Annotated in this window: 27 protein-coding genes; 8 read left to right on the top strand and 19 right to left on the bottom strand. The window is 73.6% G+C overall.

Going from position 1 to position 21,601, the window contains the following annotated elements; translation table 11 throughout:
* Window positions 1-115 precede the first annotated feature (115 nt).
* On the top strand, window positions 116-1,315 hold the full coding sequence (locus ACQP60_RS11935) for an alcohol dehydrogenase catalytic domain-containing protein (protein WP_429732581.1): 1,200 nt from the start codon (window positions 116-118) through the stop codon (window positions 1,313-1,315).
* A 3-nt stretch (window positions 1,316-1,318) separates the two neighbouring features.
* Here the strand turns inward: ACQP60_RS11935 and ACQP60_RS11930 are convergent, their stop codons facing one another.
* From ACQP60_RS11930 to ACQP60_RS11880, 11 genes are all read right to left on the bottom strand, one after another.
* A complete protein-coding gene (locus ACQP60_RS11930; protein ID WP_429732578.1) occupies window positions 1,319-2,905 on the bottom strand; it encodes an NAD-dependent epimerase/dehydratase family protein in 1,587 nt (528 codons plus the stop codon).
* 82 nt (window positions 2,906-2,987) lie between these two features.
* A complete protein-coding gene (locus tag ACQP60_RS11925; protein ID WP_429732576.1) occupies window positions 2,988-3,776 on the bottom strand; it encodes a GvpL/GvpF family gas vesicle protein in 789 nt (262 codons plus the stop codon).
* Complete coding sequence (gene gvpK / locus ACQP60_RS11920) at window positions 3,773-4,108, bottom strand: gas vesicle protein GvpK (RefSeq protein ID WP_429732573.1); 336 nt, start codon at window positions 4,106-4,108, stop codon at window positions 3,773-3,775. Before gvpK ends, ACQP60_RS11925 begins: the two co-directional genes overlap by 4 nt.
* Window positions 4,105-5,043: a gas vesicle protein gene (locus tag ACQP60_RS11915; RefSeq protein WP_429732570.1), complete on the bottom strand. Its 939-nt coding sequence runs from the start codon at window positions 5,041-5,043 to the stop codon at window positions 4,105-4,107. Before ACQP60_RS11915 ends, gvpK begins: the two co-directional genes overlap by 4 nt.
* Entirely contained in the window at window positions 5,040-5,471 is a 432-nt protein-coding gene (locus ACQP60_RS11910; RefSeq protein ID WP_429732567.1) for a gas vesicle protein, read from the bottom strand. The genes ACQP60_RS11915 and ACQP60_RS11910 overlap by 4 nt, the downstream gene beginning before the upstream one ends.
* A gap of 47 nt (window positions 5,472-5,518) precedes the next feature.
* Entirely contained in the window at window positions 5,519-6,124 is a 606-nt protein-coding gene (gene gvpO, locus ACQP60_RS11905) for a gas vesicle protein GvpO (protein ID WP_429732564.1), read from the bottom strand.
* Window positions 6,121-6,372 carry a gas vesicle protein GvpG gene (locus tag ACQP60_RS11900; protein WP_429732561.1) on the bottom strand — a complete coding sequence of 84 codons (252 nt, stop codon included), beginning with the start codon at window positions 6,370-6,372 and terminating at the stop codon, window positions 6,121-6,123. The genes gvpO and ACQP60_RS11900 overlap by 4 nt, the downstream gene beginning before the upstream one ends.
* Window positions 6,373-6,374: 2 nt before the next feature.
* Window positions 6,375-7,139: a GvpL/GvpF family gas vesicle protein gene (locus ACQP60_RS11895; RefSeq protein WP_429732558.1), complete on the bottom strand. Its 765-nt coding sequence runs from the start codon at window positions 7,137-7,139 to the stop codon at window positions 6,375-6,377.
* Window positions 7,136-7,549, bottom strand: a complete 414-nt coding sequence (gene gvpJ / locus ACQP60_RS11890; protein ID WP_429732556.1) for a gas vesicle protein GvpJ — start codon at window positions 7,547-7,549, stop codon at window positions 7,136-7,138. Before gvpJ ends, ACQP60_RS11895 begins: the two co-directional genes overlap by 4 nt.
* 40 nt (window positions 7,550-7,589) lie before the next feature.
* The gene (locus tag ACQP60_RS11885; RefSeq protein ID WP_429732553.1) at window positions 7,590-8,609 is read right to left on the bottom strand and encodes an SRPBCC family protein; all 1,020 of its coding nucleotides are present in this window, start codon (window positions 8,607-8,609) and stop codon (window positions 7,590-7,592) included.
* Between the two features lie 23 nt (window positions 8,610-8,632).
* Complete coding sequence (locus ACQP60_RS11880) at window positions 8,633-9,418, bottom strand: hypothetical protein (protein WP_429732550.1); 786 nt, start codon at window positions 9,416-9,418, stop codon at window positions 8,633-8,635.
* A 324-nt stretch (window positions 9,419-9,742) separates the two neighbouring features.
* Between ACQP60_RS11880 and ACQP60_RS11875 the strand changes: the two genes are divergently transcribed.
* Window positions 9,743-10,420: a PAS and ANTAR domain-containing protein gene (locus tag ACQP60_RS11875; protein ID WP_429732547.1), complete on the top strand. Its 678-nt coding sequence runs from the start codon at window positions 9,743-9,745 to the stop codon at window positions 10,418-10,420.
* Window positions 10,421-10,699: 279 nt separating this feature from the next.
* On the opposite strand, the gene ACQP60_RS11870 is transcribed toward ACQP60_RS11875, so the two are convergent.
* Together ACQP60_RS11870 and ACQP60_RS11865 are read right to left on the bottom strand one after the other, a co-directional pair.
* On the bottom strand, window positions 10,700-11,122 hold the full coding sequence (locus ACQP60_RS11870) for a hypothetical protein (protein WP_429732544.1): 423 nt from the start codon (window positions 11,120-11,122) through the stop codon (window positions 10,700-10,702).
* Window positions 11,123-11,395: 273 nt separating this feature from the next.
* Complete coding sequence (locus tag ACQP60_RS11865) at window positions 11,396-11,677, bottom strand: dsRBD fold-containing protein (RefSeq protein ID WP_429732541.1); 282 nt, start codon at window positions 11,675-11,677, stop codon at window positions 11,396-11,398.
* A gap of 227 nt (window positions 11,678-11,904) precedes the next feature.
* On the opposite strand from ACQP60_RS11865, the gene ACQP60_RS11860 reads away from it, so the two are divergent.
* Complete coding sequence (locus tag ACQP60_RS11860) at window positions 11,905-12,435, top strand: GyrI-like domain-containing protein (protein ID WP_429732538.1); 531 nt, start codon at window positions 11,905-11,907, stop codon at window positions 12,433-12,435.
* A gap of 19 nt (window positions 12,436-12,454) precedes the next feature.
* Window positions 12,455-13,384: a universal stress protein gene (locus tag ACQP60_RS11855; protein ID WP_429732535.1), complete on the top strand. Its 930-nt coding sequence runs from the start codon at window positions 12,455-12,457 to the stop codon at window positions 13,382-13,384.
* On the opposite strand, the gene ACQP60_RS11850 is transcribed toward ACQP60_RS11855, so the two are convergent.
* Entirely contained in the window at window positions 13,374-13,835 is a 462-nt protein-coding gene (locus tag ACQP60_RS11850) for a DUF305 domain-containing protein (protein ID WP_429732533.1), read from the bottom strand. The genes ACQP60_RS11855 and ACQP60_RS11850 overlap by 11 nt on opposite strands.
* 289 nt (window positions 13,836-14,124) lie before the next feature.
* Complete coding sequence (locus ACQP60_RS11845) at window positions 14,125-14,736, bottom strand: CBS domain-containing protein (protein ID WP_429732531.1); 612 nt, start codon at window positions 14,734-14,736, stop codon at window positions 14,125-14,127.
* A gap of 213 nt (window positions 14,737-14,949) precedes the next feature.
* Between ACQP60_RS11845 and ACQP60_RS11840 the strand changes: the two genes are divergently transcribed.
* A complete protein-coding gene (locus tag ACQP60_RS11840) occupies window positions 14,950-15,474 on the top strand; it encodes a flavodoxin family protein (RefSeq protein WP_429732528.1) in 525 nt (174 codons plus the stop codon).
* Window positions 15,475-15,482: 8 nt separating this feature from the next.
* Here the strand turns inward: ACQP60_RS11840 and ACQP60_RS11835 are convergent, their stop codons facing one another.
* The 3 genes from ACQP60_RS11835 to ACQP60_RS11825 are packed head-to-tail and all read right to left on the bottom strand — an operon-like array spanning window position 15,483 to window position 18,447.
* On the bottom strand, window positions 15,483-16,499 hold the full coding sequence (locus ACQP60_RS11835) for a zinc-dependent alcohol dehydrogenase family protein (RefSeq protein ID WP_429732525.1): 1,017 nt from the start codon (window positions 16,497-16,499) through the stop codon (window positions 15,483-15,485).
* The gene (locus tag ACQP60_RS11830; protein ID WP_429732522.1) at window positions 16,496-17,422 is read right to left on the bottom strand and encodes a universal stress protein; all 927 of its coding nucleotides are present in this window, start codon (window positions 17,420-17,422) and stop codon (window positions 16,496-16,498) included. The genes ACQP60_RS11835 and ACQP60_RS11830 overlap by 4 nt, the downstream gene beginning before the upstream one ends.
* The gene (locus ACQP60_RS11825) at window positions 17,419-18,447 is read right to left on the bottom strand and encodes an Acg family FMN-binding oxidoreductase (RefSeq protein WP_429732519.1); all 1,029 of its coding nucleotides are present in this window, start codon (window positions 18,445-18,447) and stop codon (window positions 17,419-17,421) included. Before ACQP60_RS11825 ends, ACQP60_RS11830 begins: the two co-directional genes overlap by 4 nt.
* Before the next feature lie 273 nt (window positions 18,448-18,720).
* Here ACQP60_RS11825 and ACQP60_RS11820 point away from each other — a divergent pair, with 273 nt between their 5' ends.
* Entirely contained in the window at window positions 18,721-19,677 is a 957-nt protein-coding gene (locus ACQP60_RS11820) for an Acg family FMN-binding oxidoreductase (protein ID WP_429732517.1), read from the top strand.
* A gap of 199 nt (window positions 19,678-19,876) precedes the next feature.
* Here ACQP60_RS11820 and ACQP60_RS11815 read toward each other — a convergent pair whose 3' ends face one another.
* Window positions 19,877-20,086 (bottom strand): hypothetical protein, encoded by a 210-nt coding sequence (locus ACQP60_RS11815; protein WP_429732738.1) that lies wholly within the window; start codon window positions 20,084-20,086, stop codon window positions 19,877-19,879.
* On the opposite strand from ACQP60_RS11815, the gene ACQP60_RS11810 reads away from it, so the two are divergent.
* Both ACQP60_RS11810 and ACQP60_RS11805 read left to right on the top strand, forming a co-directional pair.
* Window positions 20,031-20,981: a universal stress protein gene (locus ACQP60_RS11810; protein ID WP_429732729.1), complete on the top strand. Its 951-nt coding sequence runs from the start codon at window positions 20,031-20,033 to the stop codon at window positions 20,979-20,981. The genes ACQP60_RS11815 and ACQP60_RS11810 overlap by 56 nt on opposite strands.
* Entirely contained in the window at window positions 20,978-21,565 is a 588-nt protein-coding gene (locus ACQP60_RS11805) for a DoxX family membrane protein (protein WP_429732514.1), read from the top strand. Before ACQP60_RS11810 ends, ACQP60_RS11805 begins: the two co-directional genes overlap by 4 nt.
* The last annotated feature ends 36 nt before the right edge of the window (window positions 21,566-21,601 follow it).

Here is a 21,601-nt window from a genome sequence, read left to right as displayed (position 1 = left end):
TCGCACGGCCTCGGCCGCCGACGGGTGTGCATGCGCCGGTGGTGCTTCACTGGCCACGTCGGTGCAGCAGCTCGCCGGCCGAGGGGCCACGACCCCACGGCGGAAGGGCGGAACGGTGCGCGCACTGACTTGGCAGGGCAAGGAGCACGTCAGCGTCGAGGACGTCCCGGACCCGAGGGTCCAGGAGTCGACCGACGCCGTGATCCGGGTGACGTCGACCGCGATCTGCGGGTCCGACCTGCACCTGTACGGCGTGCTGGGGATGTTCCTCGACGCCGGCGACGTGCTGGGCCACGAGGCGATGGGCGTCGTCGAGGAGGTCGGGTCCGACGTCGGGCACCTCGCCGTCGGCGACCGCGTCGTCGTGCCGTTCGGCATCGCGTGCGGGCGCTGCTGGATGTGCTCCCGCGGCCTGCAGAGCCAGTGCGAGACGACGCAGGTCCGCGACCAGGGCAAGGGCGCGGCCCTCTTCGGGTACACGCGGCTGTACGGCCAGGTGCCGGGCGGGCAGGCGCAGTACCTGCGCGTGCCGCAGGCGCAGTACGGCCCGGTCGTGGTGCCCGACGACGGCACGCCCGACGAGCGCTGGCTCTACCTGTCCGACGTCCTGCCCACGGCGTGGCAGGCGGTGGAGTACGCGCACGTCCCGGAGGGCGGCAGCGTCGTCGTGCTGGGGCTCGGGCCCATCGGACAGATGGCCGCCCGCGTCGCCCTGCACCGCGGGGCGAGCACCGTGGTCGGGATCGACCCGGTGCCCGAGCGGCGGATCATGGCGCAGCGGCACGGCGTCATCACGTTCGACCCGGCAGAGCGCGGGGTCCGTACGGCGGTGCGCGACCTCACCGACGGCCGCGGGCCCGACGCGGTGATCGACGCCGTCGGGATGGAGGCGCACGGCTCGCCCCTGGCCGAGACCACGCAGAAGCTCGTGGGCCTGCTGCCCGACATGCTCGCCGCCCCGCTGACCGAGAAGGGCGGTGCCGACCGGCTCGCCGCCCTCCTCGCCGCGATCGCGCTGGTGCGGCGCGGCGGCACGGTGTCGCTCTCGGGCGTCTACGGCGGCGCGAAGGACCCGCTGCCGCTGATGCAGGTCTTCGACAAGCAGCTCACGATCCGCACGGGCCAGGCGAACGTGCGGCGCTGGACGGACGACCTGCTCCCCCTGGCCGCCGACCCGGCCGACCCGCTCGGCGTGCTCGACCTGCGCACGCACCGCCTCCCGCTGGAGGAGGCGCCGGAGGCCTACCGCGCCTTCCAGCGCAAGGAGGACGGCTGCATCAAGGTCGTGCTGGACCCCTGGGCCGACGCCGCGTAGCGATCAGCCCGCCGGCGCCTCGTCGTCCCGGAACGCCCGCCGGCGCGCGTACTCGTGCAGGCGGTCGAGCGTGGCGAGCTGCCGCTGCGCGCGCTCGGCGAGCTCGCGGAACTGGGCGGCGTCGAGACCGAGCTCGCCGGCGTGCTCCTCCAGCGTCTGCCAGCCGCCCAGCTTGCCGGCGACGGCGGACCGCATCAGCTCGGCCTCCAGCACCACGGACATCGGCGACCGCTCGACCACCCGGCCGTTGAGCTTGAGCCGCCCGACCCGCTCGGCGACGCCCGCCAGGAGCTGGCGGTGGCGCCGCCGCGGGAGGCCGAGCTCCCGCAGGAGCCGCACGTACAGCTCGCGCTCGGCCCGGATCTGCTCCGCCACCTCGACCAGCTCGGCGTGCAGCGGCAGGTCCGCGTAGTCGCCCACCATCCGCTCGATCCGGCCGAGGCCCGCCGTGGCGCCGGTGAGGTGGTCGGACAGGTACAGGCCGAGGAGCTCCCGGTCGACCTGCGGCGGCACCGCCGGGTGCGGCCCCCGCAGCGGCAGCGTGGACGCACCGGCGGGCCGGGTGGCCGACGGTCGCAGCGGCGCGGAGCCCAGCCCTCGCCCCTCGGCCATCCCCGCCACGACCTCCTGGAGCGCGTCGCCCGCCGGCGTCCGCGCCCGCCAGCCGAGCTCCGTGACCGCCCGCGTCGTGTCCATCACGGGCGCGCTCATGGCCATGTCCACCCAGCCCGGGTCGGCGGCGACGACGCGCGCCGCGTGGCCGAGCGACACCGCCGCACGCACCGCCGCGGGTGGCACCTCGACGAGGCGTCCGTGGTCCACGAGCCGCGCGACGTCGACGCCGCGCAGCAGGTCCCCGGCGGCCACGTTGAACGCGCCGCCCGCGCGACGCACCAGCACGCGACGGTAGGCGTCCGCGGCGTCGTAGGCGTGCACGGCCTGGAGCCGCAACCCGGCGGGCAGCGGCAGCAGCGGCGGCCGGCCGAGCCGCAGCAGGCCCACCGGCAGCACCCGCCCGACGAACAGCCGCGTCACCTCCGCGCCCGCGTCGCCCTGGAAGACCAGCGCCGTGCGCAGCCGCGCGACCATGACCTCCGGGTGCGTGCGCTCGAGCTCGTCCAGCACGTCCTCCTGCGCGGCCTTGTCGACGCTGTAGTGCGAGGTCGGGACGCCGTCGGCGGGCCAGTCCTCGGCGCGGGGTACGTCATCGTCCACGGGCGAGTACGCGCCCACGGACGACGCGGCGACCAGGTGCGGCACGCCGGCGGCGACGACCGCGCGGCCCACCCGGCGTGTGCCCTCCACGTTGACCGTGCGCAGCAGGTCCCGGTCGCGGTTCGGCTGGATCAGCCACGCGAGGTGGACGACGGCGTCCGCGCCGCGGAACAGCCCCGTGAGGCGCTCGACGACCTCACCCTCGTCGCCCGCGAGGTCTGCGACCGCCCACTCCGCGCGCCGGTACGGCTCGGCCGTCCGGTCCGGCAGCCGTCGCGCCACGCCAAGCAGCGACGTCACCTCCGGCTCGTCCGCCAGCGCGCGCAGCAGCGCCGTCCCGACGTTCCCGGTCTGCCCCACCACGACGACCCGCATGACGCACACCGTGACACCGGCGGCCCGTGCCCGCAGGCGAGCGCCGTCGTGCCAGGTGAGGGCCTGTCGCGTCTGTTGCTTCTCACGTGGTCGGCGCGAGCTCGGCGAACGAGTAGGGCGGCCACGGCCCGACGAAGCGGATGCGGGCGGCGGGTTCCTCGTCGCGGACGCGCGCGAGCTCGTGCCCCACACGCTCGACGCCGTCCAGCGGCACCAGGAGGGCGACGGCCAGCACGGGCACGACCCCCGGCGGCGGGTGCACGCGGCGGGTCTCCGTCACCTCCTCCGCGGTCGCCGCCAGGCGGCGGCGCAGGGAGGGGTGGAGCCCGTCGGCGAGCGCGTCGGTCACCTCCCGCTCGAGCTGCGCCAGCCGCTTCGTCAGCAGACGCCGGACGCCGGGCGGCCGGCCGTCGAGGTCGGCGTGCAGCTCCTCGACGCGCGCGTCGCCCGCGGCCGCCCGGTGCTGGTCCAGCCCGATCTCCACCTGCAGCTCCCCGCGGCCCGCGAGCCGCTCGAGGCGCGCATGGAGGCGGTCGGCGTGCTCGCCGAGCCACGCGTCGAGCCGCCGGCTCGCCGGCTCGTCGGGAGTTCCCGCGACGATCACGTTGAAGCTCATCGGCAGCACCACGTCCGCCTGCCACAACCGTTCCACGACCTCGCTGTGCTCCACGACCCAGCGGCGCACGTCGTCGTCCGCGCCGGAGTACGGCGCCGCGCCGTGCCGGTGCACGACGGCCGTTAGCCCGTGGGCCGTGACCCGCTCCAGCGGGGCGCCGTCGATGCCCGTGCCGAGATCGTCCGGCGCACCGCGGGCCACCGCGTACAGGTACAGCCCCCCGGCCGCGGCCGCGTCGCCCGTCCCGGCGCTCACGCGAGCCCCCGCTGCCCGGCTCCGGCCTCCCCCTCGGCCCAGCGCTCGGGGTTCAGGAGCTTGTCGACGACGTCGTCCACGACGTCGTCGAGGCCGCGGCGCAGGTCGGCGACCGAGGCGGTGAGGCCGTGGTCGGCCTTGATGGACTCGAGCGCGTCGTCGAGGTCGAGCAGTGCCTGCCCGAGCCGCTCCTGCTCCTCCTCGGTGAGCTCGCCTCCCTCGAGCCGGCGGATCGCCTGGCCCTCCAGGGCCTCCTGGATCACCTCGACCAGCGTCACCACCAGGGTGAGGACGCCGTTCTTGAGGCTGTGCTCGTCGATCGTCAGCGTCACGTCTCGCCTCCTTCGGGAGTCTGAGCGGGGGCGTGGACGGACGCCGCCAGGGCCCGGGCCCAGTCCTCGTCGCGCGTCGCCAAGCGCACGGTGCCCGCCTCGCCCGTCACGTGCAGCACCCGTCGGCCCACGGGCGACCGGCCGGCCTGCGCCCGGACGTCCCGGACCTCGCGCAGACGGACCGCGGGCCGCGCGTCGCCGGCCCCCTGCCAGGTCAGCCCGTCCGGGCCGACGGTGCCGGTGCCGCCACGCCAGACCGACGGGCCGGCACGGTCCTCGCGGTACCAGACCGGGGCCTGGCGGCCGGGCGACGGACGCGCTGCGCCCTCGGCGCCGCCACGGCGCAGCAGGGTCGCCAGCCGGCCCGGCGCGGCGGCGGACAGCAGGGTCGTGCCGGTGGGTGTCGTGACCGCCAGGCGTTCGCGCTCCTCGCCGCCGAGCGTGGCCTCGGTGCGCACCTGGACACCCTTCACGTCGTCCAGCCCGGTCTGCCACAGCAGCTCGCGCGGGTCCGCGCGCCAGACGAAGAGGCGCCGCGTCGTGAGGTACACGGTCCCCGGGCGCCAGACGGTCGCGGGGTCGTCCTGGCGGTGACCGCCCGCCATGCGGGCGACGACCTCCTCGTCGGCCTCGAGGGGCACGCGTCGGGCCAGGGACTGCCGCACCCACGCCCGGGTCTGCTCGTCCCAGCCCCGCATCATCCCGTGCTCGAGCATGGTCTCGATGCCGGCGACGGCGGCCCGGAGGTTCACGCCGACGAGCGGGATGTCCGCCACGGTGATGATGAGGTCGAGGTCGAGGTACACCCCCTTCGTCAGCAGCGCGTCCAGAAGGTCGGGCAGGGTGGCGTGCAGGTCGCGGGTGGGCTGCAGGGCGGGGCCGTCGTCGACCGCCGCGCGGAGGGACGGCGTAGTGCGGGCGAGGACGTCGGTCATCGCCCGCCCCCGACCTGCTCGTCGCCGTCGACCGCGGTGCCCTCGACCTCGGGCCGCGGCGCGTCGCCGCGCTCCGCCAGCGCGCTCTGCCACCCGCACCACGGGCAGTACTCCTCGAGGAGCTGCTTGGTCGGGGCGGTCTTGCCGCAGCTCGGGCACGTCTCCTTCGGCTCGATCGCCTGCTGCCACGCCACGGTGTCCCGGTCCGTCCCGGCCGGGAACTCCAGGCCGTACCGCGCGGCCGTGTCGAACGACGCGAGCGCCGCGCGGATGCGGATGCCCAGCAGCTCCACCCCCGCGACCGACACCATGATGTCGGCGTTGATCACCAGCCCCTTGTCGAGCAGCGTCTCGACCACCTGCATGAGGGTGCCCTCACGCGCGCGCTGCGGTTCCATGGGGCCGTCCGAGCCGGGGACCACGGTCATGCTGCTCCCTCCGGGTTCTCCTCAGGACACCTGGTGGCGGACGGCGGTCAGCGCTCCGTCTGCCCGCGGACGTACCGTCGACCGCGCATCACGCCCCGCAGGCCGCCGTCCGCGTCGAGCCGCACCTCGTACTCCGCGAGGACGTCCGACGTGCTGGGCACGTGCGCGTCCTCCAGCACCTCGACCGTCACCACCCAGCCCTCGTCGTCGCGGGCGACGCCCACCACGCCTTCCGGCCGGTGGTTCGTGAGCTCCCGCAGGTGCCGGACGGCGTGCCGGGCCGCGTCCTGCGCGTCCAGCCCCCCGGCGGGCGGGGGCTCGGAGTCGTCCGGCGACTCGTCGTCCTCGGCCGGTTCGTCCGGGGCGTCGTCCTCGCCTGGGTCTTCCTCCGGGCCTTCGTCGCCGGGTTCGTCGGCGTCGGGCTCGTCGGCGTCGGGCTCGTCGGCGTCGGGCTCCTCGCGCGCCTCGTCGTCGACGTCGTCGCGCGTCTCGTCGTCGGCGTCGTCGGGCGGCTCGTCCTCGGGCGGCTCGTCCTCGGGCGGCTCGTCCTCGGGCGGCTCGTTCTCGGACCGCTCGCGCCGCGCGGCCCGATCGTGCGTCGCGGGCGGGCGGCGCCGTGTCGGGACGTCGTGCGCCTTGCGTGCCGGGCTCATGCTCCACCTCCTCGGCGTCGTCGGCTCGACTCCAGGAGCCGGGCGACCAGCTCGCGCTCGATCGCGTCCGCCTCGGCGTCGTCGATCGTGCCCGCCTCCCGGGCGCGGGCGACGTCGTCGAGGCGCCGGCGGATCGTGCCCGGGTCGTACAGCTCGCGCTCGGCCTCGGAACGGACCTGCTCGGCCACCCACACGACGCCGCGCACCGGCGTGAGCGGCAGCGTGACGAGTGCGGTCAGGAGACCCACGGTCACACCTCCTCGGCGAAGTCGTAGGCCGCCTGCGGGCCCACCAGTCGCACGGTCATGCGGGCGGCGACCTGGGCGGCGAGCGTCTCCAGCGCGTCCTCGAGCGCGGCCACGTCCTCGCGCGACACGAGGAGGGCAAGCTCGGCGACGTCGCCCGTCCGCGTCACCTCGTGGGCGACGGTCGCTCGCGCGAACGGGGCCACGGCCTCCGCGAGCCGCTGGGCGTCCGCGGGACGCCGGGCGTCGAACCCGGCGACGACCAGCTTGCCGAGCCGGATCCGCTCGCCGTACGTGGCCAGCTCGTCCCGCCCCCTCGTCCGCTCGCGCAGGTGCCGGATCTCGTCGTCCTCGGCGACGAGCTCCGCCATGACGGCCTCCTCCCGGTACCGCGCGGAGACGGTCAGCTGGACCGCCCCCTCGAGCACGCGGAGGTCCGCGGCGTGCCGGTCCTGACGGTCCGCCGGCACGGCCTCCTCGAGCGTGGCGGCGGTCGCCAGCGTGCCGAACCGCACGGGGAGCACCGTGACGACGTCCGCGACCGCGTCGAGCACGCGGGCGTGGTCGCGAACGTCGTCGGGCAGCCCGACCTCCCGATCGGCCGGGGCGTCCGAGACGACCGCCCGCAGGCGCCCCAGTGCCTCGGTGCGCACGGGCGCGCCGCCGATCCCGGCCAGCCCGGACGGCAGCCGGGCGTCCCCGAGGACCAGCCCGTACAGGTACAGGCCGTGCGCGCCCACGGCGGGCCCCTCCTCGGTGCGCACCGTCACGAGGCCTCCTGGCGGCTGCTGCGACGGCGGGAGCGCTGTGACCTCTTGTCGTCGTCGCCCTCGTCGTCCTTGCCCCCGGTCAGCGCCTCCTTGGCGCCCGAGACCATGCCCTTGGTCTTGCCCTTGGAGCCACTCTCCGAGAGGTCGTCGATCAGCTCGGGCAGCTCGCGGCCCCCGGTCTGCTCCAGGTCGAGACGGTTCGTGGCCTCGGCGAAGCGCAGGTACGTGTCCACGCTGGCGATGACGATGCGGGCGTCGATCGTGATCAGCTCGATCCCGACGACGGAAACCCGGACGAACGCGTCGATCACCAGGCCCTTGTCGAGGATGATGTTGACGACGTCGGCCAGCGACGACGACTGTGGGCGGTCCAGATAGCCGCTCGAGCGGCGGGTAGCGACCTCACTCATGTCCCCTCCTCACTACGTGCTCGGTCAGTCGCGCCCCGCCTCAGCGAGACCTGCGACGCCTGGGCGTCGGCTCTTCCTCGGGCTCCTCCTCGGACTCTTCCTCGGGCTCTTGGTCGCCTTCCTCCGGCTCGCCCTCGTCCTCCTCCGGCTCGCCCTCGTCCTCCTCCGGCTCGCCCTCGTCCTCCTCCGGTTCGCCCTCGTCCTCCTCGGCACCGTCCTCGTCGCCTTGGTCCTGCTCGGCGACGACGTCCTCGTGCGAGCGGACGATCTCCTCGTCCTGGATCTCGGCCCGGTAGCCCTCCAGGTCGTCGGGGTGCAGCACGACGTCGGTCATGACGTGATGGACGAAGAACTTGAGCTCCAGCCGCAGCCGTCGCCCGACGGGCCGCCACACGTTGGCGACCTTCTCCATGAAGCCGCGCGGCCGGTACTCGACGACGACGACGATGCGGGTCAGGTCGTCCGCCAACGGGTGGAAGGTCACCGCGCCGCTCAACGTCCCCTTGTCGCCGGTCGAGTCCCACACGATCCGCCGGGTGGCGATCTGGTCGACGATCGTCGCCTCCCAGCGCCGGTTCGACCAGAACACCTTGCCCTCGAAGGAGACGGTGCCCTCGTCCTCGTCCAGCTGCGCCTTCTCGACCTTCTTCATGAAGTCGGGCCAGCTGTCGTACTCGGTCCATGCGTCGTACACGACGTCAACGGGGGCACCGACGTCGATCGCCTCGACGATGTTGATGAACCGGTGGCCGCCGCCGCTGCCGCCGCCGTCGCCCCCGCCGCCGCCGAAGACGTCGGACACCTTGTCCTTCACCGCCGTCATGGCGGACTTCGCGCCCGCCTTGAGCGGCGACCCGCCCTCGGCGAGGGTCTTGGCGCCCTCGCCGACCGCGGAGCTGCCGGGGTTCTGTGCGTAGTCGGTCAGGCGGTCCGTGACCGAGCCGACCTTGTCGCTGACGGCGCTGACCGCGCGGTCGCCGAACGCCCGCGCGAGGCCGCCGACGGACTCCTTCAGACCGCCGAACCCGTCGGACGCGGGGGACTTGGCATTCTCGCTCATGGCTCTCTCCAGTCCGCTCGAGTTCAGGACGACGTGCGCGAGGATCGGGAGCCCGAGGACTTCGAGCCCGACGTGCGCGAGCCCGAGGACTTCGAGCCCGACGAGCGCGAGCCCGACGACTTCGATGCCGACGACTTCGCACCGGACGAGCCGGACCTCGACGACGTGCGGCTCGTGCCCGACGACGACCGGCCCCCGGACGCTGTGCGCGAGCGCGTGGAGCCCGAACCGGAGGAGCTGCTCTTCGACGTCGCGCCCCGCCCGGACGTGGAGCTCTTGCGCCGGGCCGGCGTCTTCTTCTCGGGCTGCTCCTCGGAGTCCTCGGCGGGCTCGTCGGCGGAGTCGTCGGCGCCCTCGCCGGCGTCGTCCTCGGCCTCGGCGGGCTGGTCCTCGGACTGGTCGTCGGCCTCGTCCGGCTGGTCCTCCTCGGGAGCCGCCTCGTCCTCCGGCGGCTCGTCATCGACCTCGTCGGACTCGTCGGCGGGCTCGTCGTCCTTCGCGCCCCTCCCGCCGGCCTCGAGCCGGGAGGTGAGGTCGTCGACGCGGCTGGTCACCGCTGCGACCGCGGCGACCTTGCCGGCGTCGACGAGCCGGCCGGTCACGTCGCTCGTGAGCCGCTTGATTTCCGGCGAGGACGCGAAATCGCGCAACCCGCCCAGACTGTCGAACAACGCACCGCGCGCGGACTCGTCCCGCAGCCGGTTACCTGCCACGGCGGCGCTCAGAAGAACGGCCGTCCTCAGCTTCTTGGTCCTGCCGAGGAGATATCCGCCGAGGAGAATTCCCGCGAGCTTGAGCTTCTCGTCCATCGCAACCCCAGGGGTGGTTGGTGGTGGCCAGCTCGCTGCTCGACTGGTTCGACCAAGGTGGCACACGCGGAACCTGCTCGCCGGATCGTTGCCCCCCGCACGGAACGGGACGGTCGACGACGGGTCCCCGGCGCCGAGGGGGTTGCGAGCGCCGCTGACCGAACTCATGCTGGTCGGGCGGTACTGCACCGCGGTGCAGTACCGCACCAGAGTCTCAGCGTCGAACTCCCACCGGTCGCTCCCCGCGACGTCGGGATCCACCACCCGGCACCCCGAGGGTTCACACGAAGGACCGTGGCGGTGTGGCGACGAGGAGGCCGGTCCGTGAGCGACGAGCAGCAGCAGGAAGATCTCGAGGCCGCGCTCGCGCCCGGGAGCCGGCCCCCGCTCGGGCGGTACCGGCTCGACCTCGCCACCGGGAAGTGGGCGTGGACGGACGAGATCTTCGAGATGCACGGATTCCGGCCCGGAGAGATCGTGCCGACCACCGACCTGATGCTCGCGCACAAGCACCCGGACGACCGTGCGCGGGTGGACAGCGTCCTCAAGAAGGCTGCCGCGACAGGCGAGCCGTTCAGCTCGGTGCACCGCATCCTCGACGCGCAGGGCACCACCCGGACTCTGGCCGTGACAGGCCAGGGGAAGGCGGACCCGGAGACCGGGCAGATCGTCGAGCTCTTCGGTTACTTCATCGACGTGACCGAGGCGAGCCGCCGGCTCGCCCAGCGCGAGGCGACCGCGTCGATCCAAGCCGCCGCTCGGAGCAGGTCCACGATCGACCAGGCCAAGGGCGTGCTGGTCGTCGGGCTGTCGCTCGACGAGGACGAGGCGTTCGACCGCCTGCGTGCCGCGTCCAACGACAGCAACATCCCAGTGCGTGAGCTCGCCGACCGGCTCCTGGAGACGTTCTCCCGGCCCGGGGTCACGACGTTCCCCACCCGAGACGAGCTGACGGCGTTCCTCGCCGACCCGCGGACTGCGGCCGGCTCGGCGGGGCCGTGAGCCGTAGGCCGAAGAGGCGAGGGCAGCCTCCCTCCCGCATCCATCCAGTGGGGGGGTCCAGCGACGGCACGACGGTGAGCTCGGGGGCATGGATCTGCGGTGCCACGGTCGCACGCTCCGCGGTGCGAGTCCGGGCATCCCCAACGATCAAGGCCACGAAGTCCGAGACACCCCGATGCTGAGACAGCGCGCGGCGCCACGGGACGGCCAGATCGCTGACCTCGGCGACGCGCCCTTGAAGACCTTCCTCTATCGGCGCCGGTCTGACGCCAGGCGGTGCTATGGGACGCTGTTCCGCACGCTCGCCCGCTCGGCGCGCAGTCGGATCCCCCGGAGCATGCGTCGGGTCATCACCAGGGTCACCGGCTCGCCGAGGCGTGTGGCGAGGCGTAACGCGCGGCTGTCCGGCGTCTCGGTGCGCGAGCGCGCAAGGAGCCGGCTGGTCCCGTCGGGGCATGGGAGGACGTGGAAGGACCAGACACCGTTCCACGGATGCTCCGGGGGACTCTGCCGGAGCACGAGAGTCCGTGGCGGGTCGACGTGCGCGACGCGGAACGCGTAGCCGGATGGCATGCCTGCGTACCGTTCCGGCACGACGACGACCCGGTCCCCCGGCGACAGGCGCTGCCACGGCGGTCGCACCTCGTTCGTGCTGTGGATGTCGAGACCCACCAGGTTCGCGGCCCAGTCGTCGCTGTACATCCCCCGCGGTCCTGCCCGATCTGGACGAGCCACGACCAGATCGTCGCCGCAGGCGCTGCAACCGTGGTCCCGAGAGTCGTGGACTCGGCCGGTTCGGGGACGAGGTCGTCACCGGGCAGGTCCCCCACGATCTCGTCGGCCGTGGCACCCCAGTGCCGACAGGCGTGCAGCAGACGCATGCCGAGGCCGACCGCACCCATCACCACGAGCAGCGTGCTGAGTCGACGGCCCCGCGCCCTGACCGATCTCACGTCCCCGTCCCGTCCCGAGGAGTTATCGCCGCAGCTGGACGTCGCGGTGCTCGATCTCCGCGATGTCGTCCTCGGTCGCGCTCAGAAGGCGGTCGGCCACGTCACGCAGGGCACGGCTCACGGCGAGCTCCTCGCCGATCTCCGTCACGCCGACGTCCCGCGGGCTGCGGCGTGCGTAGCCACGCCCCTCGACCCGCGTCCCGGCCGACGTCGTCAGGAGGGCGTGGGCCGCCGTGACGACACCGTCGGCCCCCGGGTCGTCGGCGTCGAAGAGCTGGATCTCGGCCTTCCAGGTGTGCGTCATGGCGGTCTCCTTCGTGACGAGGCCGACGCACCTGCGCGCAGGCTCCTTGCCCCGATCGTCCGTCCGTCGGTGTCACGGGCACAGTGCCGTCCGACCGGACCGCACGAGGGAGTGCGGCCCACCGGGTCGTGACCAACGGCCCTGTCGTCCGACGTCGCGCGTTGCGACCGTGGAGTTGTCGCGCACGACGCCGGCCTCGGCAAGCGGCAGGACGAGGGAGGACGACGGTGGACGACCGAGAGATCAGGCTGATCGACCATCCTGGGGAGGCCGCCGTCGGAGTGCGGCGGATCGCCCACCCCGACGAGCTCACCACGGTGCTCTCCACTCTTCTCCCCCACGTCGCCGAGCTCCTGGACCGGCTCGGCGCCCGGCCGGCGGGCCCGCCCTACGGGCGCTACCGCGACCGGCCCGGGGACGACCTCGACGTCGAGGTCGGGTTTCCCGTCGACGACGTCGTCGATCTCCCCGAGGTCCAGGACGTGCCGGGGCTCGGGCCCGACGCCGGTGTCGTCGTCGCCGAGCCGCTGCCGGCCACCCGCGTGGTCGAGACCGTCCATGCCGGCCCCTACGACGACCTCCCTGCGACCTACGCCCGGCTGGACTCGTGGATCACGCAGCACCATCTGCGCCCCCTCGGCGAGTCGTGGGAGCTCTACGAGGCCGGGCCGGAGTCCGACCCGGACCCCGCGACCTGGCGCACGCGCGTCGTCGTCGCCGTCACCGGCCCCGCCGTCACCGCGGCCCGGTCGTCGTAGCACCAGGAAGGACGAGACCATGAACACCACCGCACACCCTGCACCGGTCGTCGTGGCCGTGGACGGGACGGACCGCAGCGACGGCGCGGTCCGGTACGCGATCCACGAGGCGCGACGGCGCCGGACACGACTGACGGTCGTGCACGTCGCCCCCGCAGCGCTGCCGGTCGGCGGCTCCATGCCGTACATGGACTACCCGCGCGACGCGCTCGTGGGCGTGGCACGGAAGGTCCTCGACGACGCGGTCGACCGCACCCGTGCCCTGGCACCCGACCTCACCGTCGACGGCGTGCTGCGGCAGGGACGCCGCGTCGTCGAGCTCACGGTGGCCGCCGCGGCAGGCAGCCTGGTCGTGCTCGGCCGGGAGACCCGGCATGGTCTCGACAGGGTGTACGTCGGCACCACCACGGCCGGCGTGGCCGCCCGTGCCTCGGTCCCGGTCGCGGTGATCGACGGGGACTGGCAGCCCACCGAGCACGGCCGCGTCCTCGTCGGCGTCGAGCCCAGGTCGAGCGAGGTTCTCGCGTACGCGTTCCCCCTCGCTGCCGCCCGGCACGCGCTGCTGCAGGTGATGCACGTCTGGAAGGTGCCCGACCCGTACGCGGCCCTCGACCACGAACGCTCCATCACCGGCGAATGGGTGATCGCCGCCACCAGGCTCCTCGAGCAGACGGTGGCCGACTGGCAGGCCAGCTTCCCGGACGTCGAGGTCGAGATCTCCGTGGTCCCGGGTCGGCCGGCGCAGGAGCTGGTAGACGCCGCAGTGCGCGCTGACGTGCTCCTCCTGGCCCGGCGGCGACGCGACGTCGAGCACCCCGGACGCCTCGGGCCCACCAGCCGGGCGATCCTCGGGCACCCCGGAGCACCTGTCGAGGTCGTGCCGCTGACCGGGGTCCCGAAGCACGCACCGCTCGTCCTCGAGCGGTTCGGCGAGGTGCTCAAGAGCTGAACCACGACGCGAGCCAGGAGCGCATCAGCAGGATCTCGGCGCGCTGCCCGTCCCGCACGTCGCGCGCCAGCGCGGCGACCTGCGCGTGCTCGACGCCGTGCCGCAGCAGCTGCTGCGACATCATCACGGCGACCATGTGGTGGCCGATCATGTCCTGGAGGAACGCTCGGTCCAGATCGTCCCCGGACAGCCCCGACAGGTCACGCATCATCGGCCGATAGCTCGTGACCGGGTGGTCGGGGTACCACTCGCGGAGCCACTCCCGCATCTGGCGGGCCTGCGCCGTCTGCGTCGCGACGATCGACGCCCCGAGGGCGCGCATCTCCGGGCGGTCGGACCGAGCGAGCTCCCCGGCCGCGACGATCGCCTCCTGGTGATGGGCGACCATGTCCACCAGGTACTCGCTCTCCAGGTCACCGATCGCAGCACCCTGCGCCCCGGCACCTCTCATCCCCGGCATGCTGTCCCACCCGGGTGTGCTGTCCGACCACCCGAGCGTCATGGGCACGTGCCCTCCGCCGGACACACGAAGGATCGCACCCGTCATCAGAACGCCGACCGCAGCCGCCAGGGCGACCACGGTGGCCACGGCAACCCACGCGATGGGACGTCGCATCATGCGCCTCCTCGGACGCTTCCAGCGTGGTGGCAGGTCCTCTCAGCTCGGCAGGGCCGAACGATCGACGGTTCGGATCCGAAGGTCCCGCCTGCCGGCGATGCGCTCGCGCCGAGCGCGCACCCTACCCACCGGCGGTCGGGTCGACCGCCACCACCGCCCGCGCCCCCGGAACCACCTGGGCGAGCGACACCGCCAGTCGCCGGTCCGCGGGGGAACCGCCCGTGAGTCGCACCGTGCCCTCGCGGACGACGCACGCGCAGCGGTCGAGGCCCGCGCCCCGGAGCTGTGCCGTGACGTCGGCGGCGATCTGCGCGTCGGTGCGCGCCAGCGCCCGCACGACGTCGCTGCGGCTGACCATGCCGACCACGCGCGCACCGAGGACGACCGGGACGGAGTGGATGCCACGGGCGAGCATCGCACCGACGAGGCTCGCGACGTCCTGGTTCGGCACGGCCGTGACCACCGGTCGGGTCATGAGGTCGCCGACCCGTACGACAGGGAGCGGCAGTGCGGCGGCCTCCCCGTCGTCCCGGCGCAGCGTCGACCGTGGATCACGGGCGACGCCTCCGGCCAGCAGGTCGCCCTCGCTGACGATCCCCACGAGGCGGCCGCGGTCGTCGACGACGGGCAGCGCGGTGATCGCGTGCGTTCCCAGGATGCGCAGGGCATCGTCCGCCGGGGCGTCCGGATCGATCGTGTCCACGGCAGTGGTCATGATGTCGGCGGCCAGCACTCGGTCCTCCCTGACGTCCGGGGACGGCGTCGCGAGGTGCCGTCCGTCTCGCCAGCATGCTCGCGCCCCGAGGGCCGCAGGCAGGGGCCACCGGCCCGGAGTCGTGGGGACCTTGGTCTCGGCCCGCTCGCGACGACCGCCACTTCCGGACATGCCCGTCGGAGCGTTCTGCTGGTCACGGAGGAAGCACCCGATCGGAGGACCGTGATCACCATGTCTGCGCTCATCGTGTTCGAGACGAGCTTCGGCAACACCGAGGCCGTCGCCCGCGCCGTCGCCGACGGCGTCGCCCGGCACACCAGGGTGCGGGTCGTGTCCGTCGCGGACGCGCCGGTCGAGGCGTCGGACGACGAGACCCTCGTCGTCGTCGGCGGGCCCACCCACGCCTTCAGCATGAGCCGCGAACGCACCCGCCGGGACGCGCAGGAGCGCGGCGGCAGCGCCCCGCACGAGTCGGTGGGCATCCGCGAGTGGATCTCCCTCCTGCCGGCCGACCACGCCGACCGGGTCTACGCGACCTTCGACACTCGGGCCAGGGCCGTCCAGCACCTGCCCGGATCCGCCGCCCACGCGGCCGCCCGAGCCCTGCACCGTCACGGCCACCGGACGATCGCCGAGCCCGCGTCCTTCTACGTCGCCGACACCGAGGGCCCGCTCCTGCCCGAGGAGCTGACGCGCGCCAGAGCCTGGGGCGAGACCCTCGGACGGGCGGCGGCCGAGGCGTGGAGCAGGACCTAGCGTGCCGATCAACCCAGCGTGATAACGAGCGAACCGGCGGCGGCGCCCGTCCGCAGGGCTCGGAGCGCCTGGTCCGCGCGAGAGAACGGAAAGGTCGTCACGACGGGGGCGAAACCCAGCGTGGTGGCGAGCCGCAGGAGGGCCGCGCCGTCGGCACGGGTGTTCGCCGTGACCGTCCGCAGGTCCCGCTCGTGGAACAGGTTCTCCTGGTAGGCCATCGCGGGGACGTCGCTCATGTGGATCCCGGCCAGCACGACCGTTCCCCCGGCCTCGGTGGCCTGCAGCGCGTGGGGTACCAGCTCACCGGCGGGTGCGAAGACGATGGCGGCATGGTGCCTCGTCGGCGGTGCGTCCGTGGCACCGCCGACGAAGTCCGCGCCCAGGTCACGCGCGAGCTCCCGGCCGGCCTCGCCACGGGTCATGACCGACAGCCGGGCCCCCTGGGCGAGTGCGATCTGCGCCGTGAGATGGGCGCTCGAGCCGAAGCCGTAGATGCCCAGCCGGCCGCCGGGCGGCAGGTTCGCGCGGGTGAGCGCGCGGTAGCCGATGATCCCCGCACACAGGAGCGGGGCGGTCGCCACCGCGTCGACGGACGGCGGCAGGGAGTACGCGTAGGCCTCCGGGACGGTGGTGTACTCGGCGAACCCGCCGTCGGCGTCCCAACCGGTGTACTCCGAGTCGGGACACAGGTTCTCCCGCCCCTCCCGGCACCATCGGCACACCCCGCAGGTGCGCCGGAGCCACGCGATGCCCACGCGGTCGCCCGGGGCCAGGGTCCGTACCGCGGGTCCGGGCACCTCCACGGTGCCCACGACCTGGTGTCCCGGCACGACCCGACGGCGGTGGACGGGCAGGTCGCGGTCGACGAAATGAAGGTCGGTCCGGCACACCCCGCACGCCTCGACCCGCACGAGGACCTCGTCCGGGGCGGGCCATGGCTTCTCGAAATCGCACATCTGGATCTCTCCCGGCACGTCGCCGGCCGTCCAGGCGTTCATGCGCAGCTCCGTCTCGTCGTTGCTCATGACAGTTCCGAGTGCGGTCCCGGGTCCAGCCGTGACGCGTGGGCGACGACGACCGCGCCGGTCGCGTCGGCGAGCAGGATGTCCGGGACCGAGCCCAGGAGCCTGCCCACGAGTCGCGAGTGGCGGCGTCCCCCGACCACGAGCACGTCGGCGGCGGTCACCTGGGCGAGCAGCACCTCGGCGGGTTCACCCCGGCGGGCCTCTGCCGTGGCGGTGACCGACGGGTACCGAGCGGTCCACAGGTCCAGGAGCGACTGCAGCTCGCGGTAGAGCTCGTCGGTCCCGGCCGAGCCGCTCTGGGAGGCGAGTGGCGTCAACGGCTGGACGGCGTGCACCAGCTTCACCGGGGCAGCGCACTGCCGCGCTTCGGAGAACGCCAGGGTCAGGGCCGTGGTGAGGTCGTGCTCGAAGCTCACCCCGACGACGACACGCTTCGGTCGGGTGCCCTCCGTGCTGGCGGGGATCACCGCGACAGACCCGCGGGCGCGGGCGGCGGTCGCGGCGGACACCGATCCCAGCGCATGGGCCGACCCGCCCGACCCACGGCGTCCCACGACCACGAGGTCGACGTCCTCGGAGAGCGCCGTCAGCACGGCGGCGGGGGTACCGATGCTGACCGAGACCTCGACGTCCTTCGCCCCTGGTGGCCGGTTCCCCGCACGCGCGAGAGCGGTGCGCAGGATCTCGTCTCCCCTGTCGTGCAAGGGCGCGCGGTCGTAGGTCGGCAACGGCACGGTCGGCCCCACCGGGAGCGGCTCGGCGTGCGAGACGGTAAGCAGGGAGTGGTGCCGGTCCGCGACGGCCAGGGCCCAGTCGAAGGCACGATAGCCCTCGGCCGAGCCGTCGACGCCGACCACCACGCCTCTCGTCCAGGTGTCGCGGCCGGCTCCGGGATCGCCTCCCCCGATCGTGTTGTCGATCATGCTGGGCTCCTTTCGGCGGGCTGCCGTCCTCGGGCAGGAGTCGCGGCGTACCCGTACCCGACCGGGGCAGGTCCGGTCACCTGGTCGACGTCGCGGCGCGGCGTGAACGGCGCGCCCGCGCCGTAGCGCAAGCGAAGCAGCAACTGCGCGCGGGACTCCAGATGGAACGCGTCCTCCAGCTCCGAGCGCGTCGCGGGGTTCTCCAGCACACGCGTCGCGAAGGATGCCTGGATGCCACGGGTCGCGGCGACGAGGAGCATGCGCTCCAGCGCCTGCCCAGCGACAAGCCAGTTGCACGGACCGTCGCCGAGCGTCGTGATGATCGCGACGGTGGCGTTGCCCTCGAAGGTCCGCGCGCCGTCGGCGTCGTCACGCACCACCGCGTGCGCGTCGACGATCGGCTCGTCGAACCATCCGCCCATCGCCACCACGGGAACGCCGTCAGTGCGCTCGCGCGACACCCCGAGCCACGACCGCTCCTCGGCCAGCGGCGCACGGTCGCGCACCGCGAGCGCCTCGGCCCGGCGCATGGTCGACACCAGATGACCGCGGGTGGCGTCGCGGGGGTCGAGGAACACGACGCCGGCATGCTCCATGTCCACGGCGCGGCGCAGCAGCTCCTTGTCCGCAGGATCCAGCGGCCGGACCGCCGCCGCTCCCCGCGCCGTGCGGCGCGTCATGATTGCGGCGTACAGGCTCGCGTCGAAGAAGCCCGGCGCGGCCAAGGGGTTCAGGGTGACGCGAGCGGCCAGCCACGGATCGCGCCGATCGGGTGCGAGCTGGAAGTGGGCGTCCAGTCCCTCGTGCGCTGCAGCCACCCGGAGGTTCATCAGGAATGCTCCGCAGCTGATGAGCATCTCCCGGCCCTGCGGGTCGCAGTGGCGCAGTTGCCGCGACGGGTCGGCACGCACGGTCAGGTGGCGCTCGTCGTGGATCTGAACCGACCACGGCTGCGTGTTGTGCACGCTCGGCGCTCGGGTGCCTGCGCCGATGATCCGCGCGATGCGCTCGTTCGTCGTCCCCACGAGGAATCACCTCCGGAACCATCCCTGGCACGGGTCGACCGTGCGATCACGTCCCCATGTCCACCGTGCCGGCGGTGCGCGTGGCGGGCCAGAGGCGAAGGTCCAGGACCGATGGACCCGGTTGGGAGGACGTCCTGCCCTACCTGGACGCATGCTGCTCGCGGTCTGCTGTGGTCGTGGCGCCGCTGCTCCCCAGCGGCGCCACACCAGAAGGCTTGGGTTGGCGCTCGCATCTCGGCCATCGCAGACGGCCCGCTGCAGGGAGGTGATCTCATGGAGCTCCTTGATGCCCGGATCGAGCGGATCCTCAGGGCGGCCGGGCGTGCACCGAGCGTGCACAACACGCAGCCGTGGCAGGTGCGCGTGCACGGCAACCGCGTCGTCGTGCGCGCGGATCCGTCCCGGCAGCTGCGCCACTCCGATCCGCAGGGCCGGGAGATGCTCATCAGCTGCGGGGCATTCGTCCTCAACGCCCGGCTGGCCGCCCGTCGTGAGTCGCTGCTGCCCGTGGTGACGGTGCTTCCCGACCCCGACGATCACCTGCTGGTGGCGGAGATCGGGCTGCGGCCGGGCCCGGGCCCCGACATCGACGAGCTCGAGCTCGCGGTGGCGATCACCCGCCGCGTCACGACGCGCAGCCCCTTCGACGACCAGCCGCTGGACGCGGACGTCCTCCAGGCCATCCAGATCGCCGCCCACGACGAGGGCGCCGTGCTCCGCCTGATCCAGCCCTCGGAGCCGGCGCGCGACCAGGTGATGTCGCTGGTGCGGCGCGCCGAGGCCCTGGCCGCTGAGGATCCGGCCGCCCGAGGCGAGGAGAAGGCGTGGACCGCCGTCGCGCCTGACCGCCCCGACGGCATCCCGCAGGAGATGCTCGGCCCCTGGACGTTCGACGACCGCTCCCCCGTACGCCGGTTCCTCGCCAGTGCCGGCAACGCGCAGTTCGAGCAGCGATCGACGATGGCGGTCCTCCTGACTGCCGGGGACACGCCCCGTGACTGGATCGCTGCCGGCCAGGCGCTCGAGCGCCTGCTGCTGGTGGCCACCACCTACTTCGTGCGTGCGTCGTTCGCGACCACGGTCCTGGAGAACCCGACCACCCGCCACGACCTGCGCCAGGCGCTCTCGCTCGACGCCCCGCCGCAGATGCTCATGCGCCTCGGGTACGGGACCACGCCACGTCGCACCCTGCGCCGCACCGTCGAGGACTCGGTCGCCCCCGACGCCTGACGCTCCGCGCCCTGGCTGTGAGCGACAGGACCACTCGACCCAGGCCGACAGGGTCCTTGGTCACCCGGTGACGGGCTCGGGCGAATGGTCTCTCGACGGGCACCGGTGCCCAACGGCCCCCTCGTCAGGTGGCACATGGCACTGCCGGCCGAGCGCGGGACGGAGAACCGTGGAAGCAGCAACGACACCCGCGACCACGTCACGGAACGGAGCGCACGATGGGCACCACGACCGACACCACTCCCGGCAGCACACCGGAGGTCCACGCCTCGGAGAGCAGCACGGCAGGCGGCCCCGCGCCGGACCGCCCGATCGTCGTCGGGATCGACGGGTCGGCGGAGGCCTCGCGCGCCTTGGCGTACGCGGTCCGACGGGCGGAGCGCGAGAGCTGCCCTCTCTGGTTGATCAACGCCGTCCACGAGATCGTCCCGGTCGGGCCGATGCTCCCGCTCATCAGCGGCGAGCCGCTGGTCGACGTCGGGCACCAGCTCCTCGCGGAGGCCAAGGAGGTCGTGGAGGACCTTTCGAACGGCACGGTCCCCGTCCGCCTCCAGGTCGCGCTCGGGCCGGCAATCGACCTCCTCGTCGCCGCCGCGGAGCGCGCCCGCCTCGTCGTTCTCGGGCACCGCTCGACGTCGATGTTGGAGCGGATGTTCTCCGGCAGCACGACCTTCGGCGTGGTGTCCCGCGCCGTCTGCCCCGTGGTGAGCGTGCCCCACGACTGGGTGCAGGAGGCCGACGCGCACCGCGTGGTCGCCGCCGTCGACGGGTCGCGGTGCTCGGCCGACGTGCTCGAGCACGCGTTCGCCGTCGCCGAGGAGCGGGACGCCCGCCTGGAGATCGTGCACTGCTGGCGTCTGGACCCGTTCTACAGCTACCTGGTCGACGAGTGGTCGGTCCAGGAGGAGTGGGGCATCCAGGCACGCGGCATCATCGACGGACTCGTCGACGCGGCCGCGCACGACCACCCCGACGTGCCGTTCGAGCTCCACCTCGAGTACGCCAACATCCCCGACACCCTGGTGCGGCACTCGGCCGGCGCCGACCTCATGGTCATGGGCCGCCACGGGCACGGTGCTCTCGGCTCGCGCATGATCTCCGCCGTGCTCGGCAGCGTGACGCGCGCCGTGCTCCAGCACGCGCGGTGCCCCGTCGAGGTCGTCCCGCCCCGTCCGCCCATGGAGGCATCCCGCGAGCCCGCCGTCACGGCGCAGGCGCAGGCCTCCCCCTCCGACAGTCCGCTCTCCCCACCCGTCGCCGCCGAACCCCTCGGTGGCCTGTCAACTGGAGGCACGTCATCATGAGCACGTTCGAGTACCGTCACGACGCCGGTGCGTCGTCTCCGGCCGTCGCACGGTCGGACACCACCGTCGAGACCTCCGCCGAGATCTCGCCCGGGCAGCGCACGGCCCTGCGGTACGTGGGCGCCGTCATCCGGATCTGCCTCGGGTGGGTCTTCCTGTGGGCGTTCCTCGACAAGCTCTTCGGCCTCGGCCACGAGACCCCGGCCGAGGGCGCCTGGCTCGACGGTGGTCAGCCCACCGCGGGCTTCCTGGGCAACGCGACCGCCGGACCCTTCGCCGACTTCTACCAGGGCCTCGCGGGCCAGGCGTGGGTCGACTGGGTCTTCATGATCGGGCTGCTCGGCATCGGGCTCGCGCTGATCCTCGGGATCGGGATGCGCATCGCCGCCGTGGCAGGCGCGCTCATGCTCGTCCTCATGTGGTCGGCCGTCCTGCCGCCGGCGAACAACCCGTTCATGGACGACCACCTCATCTACGCGCTCGTCCTGGTCGCGCTCGCCCTCGGCGACGCCGGACGCACTCTCGGCCTCGGCGGCTGGTGGCAGAGCACGGCGCTGGTACGGCGCTGGCCCGTCCTGGTGTGAGGACGCCTCCGGGCGCCGGCCCACGGCCGTCGCCCG

The organism is Isoptericola variabilis (assembly GCF_050311655.1).
Taxonomy (GTDB): Bacteria; Actinomycetota; Actinomycetes; order Actinomycetales; family Cellulomonadaceae; genus Isoptericola; species Isoptericola variabilis.
The sequence above is the reverse complement of the archived record's forward strand: the minus strand, read 5'-3'. Positions and strand labels throughout refer to the sequence as shown.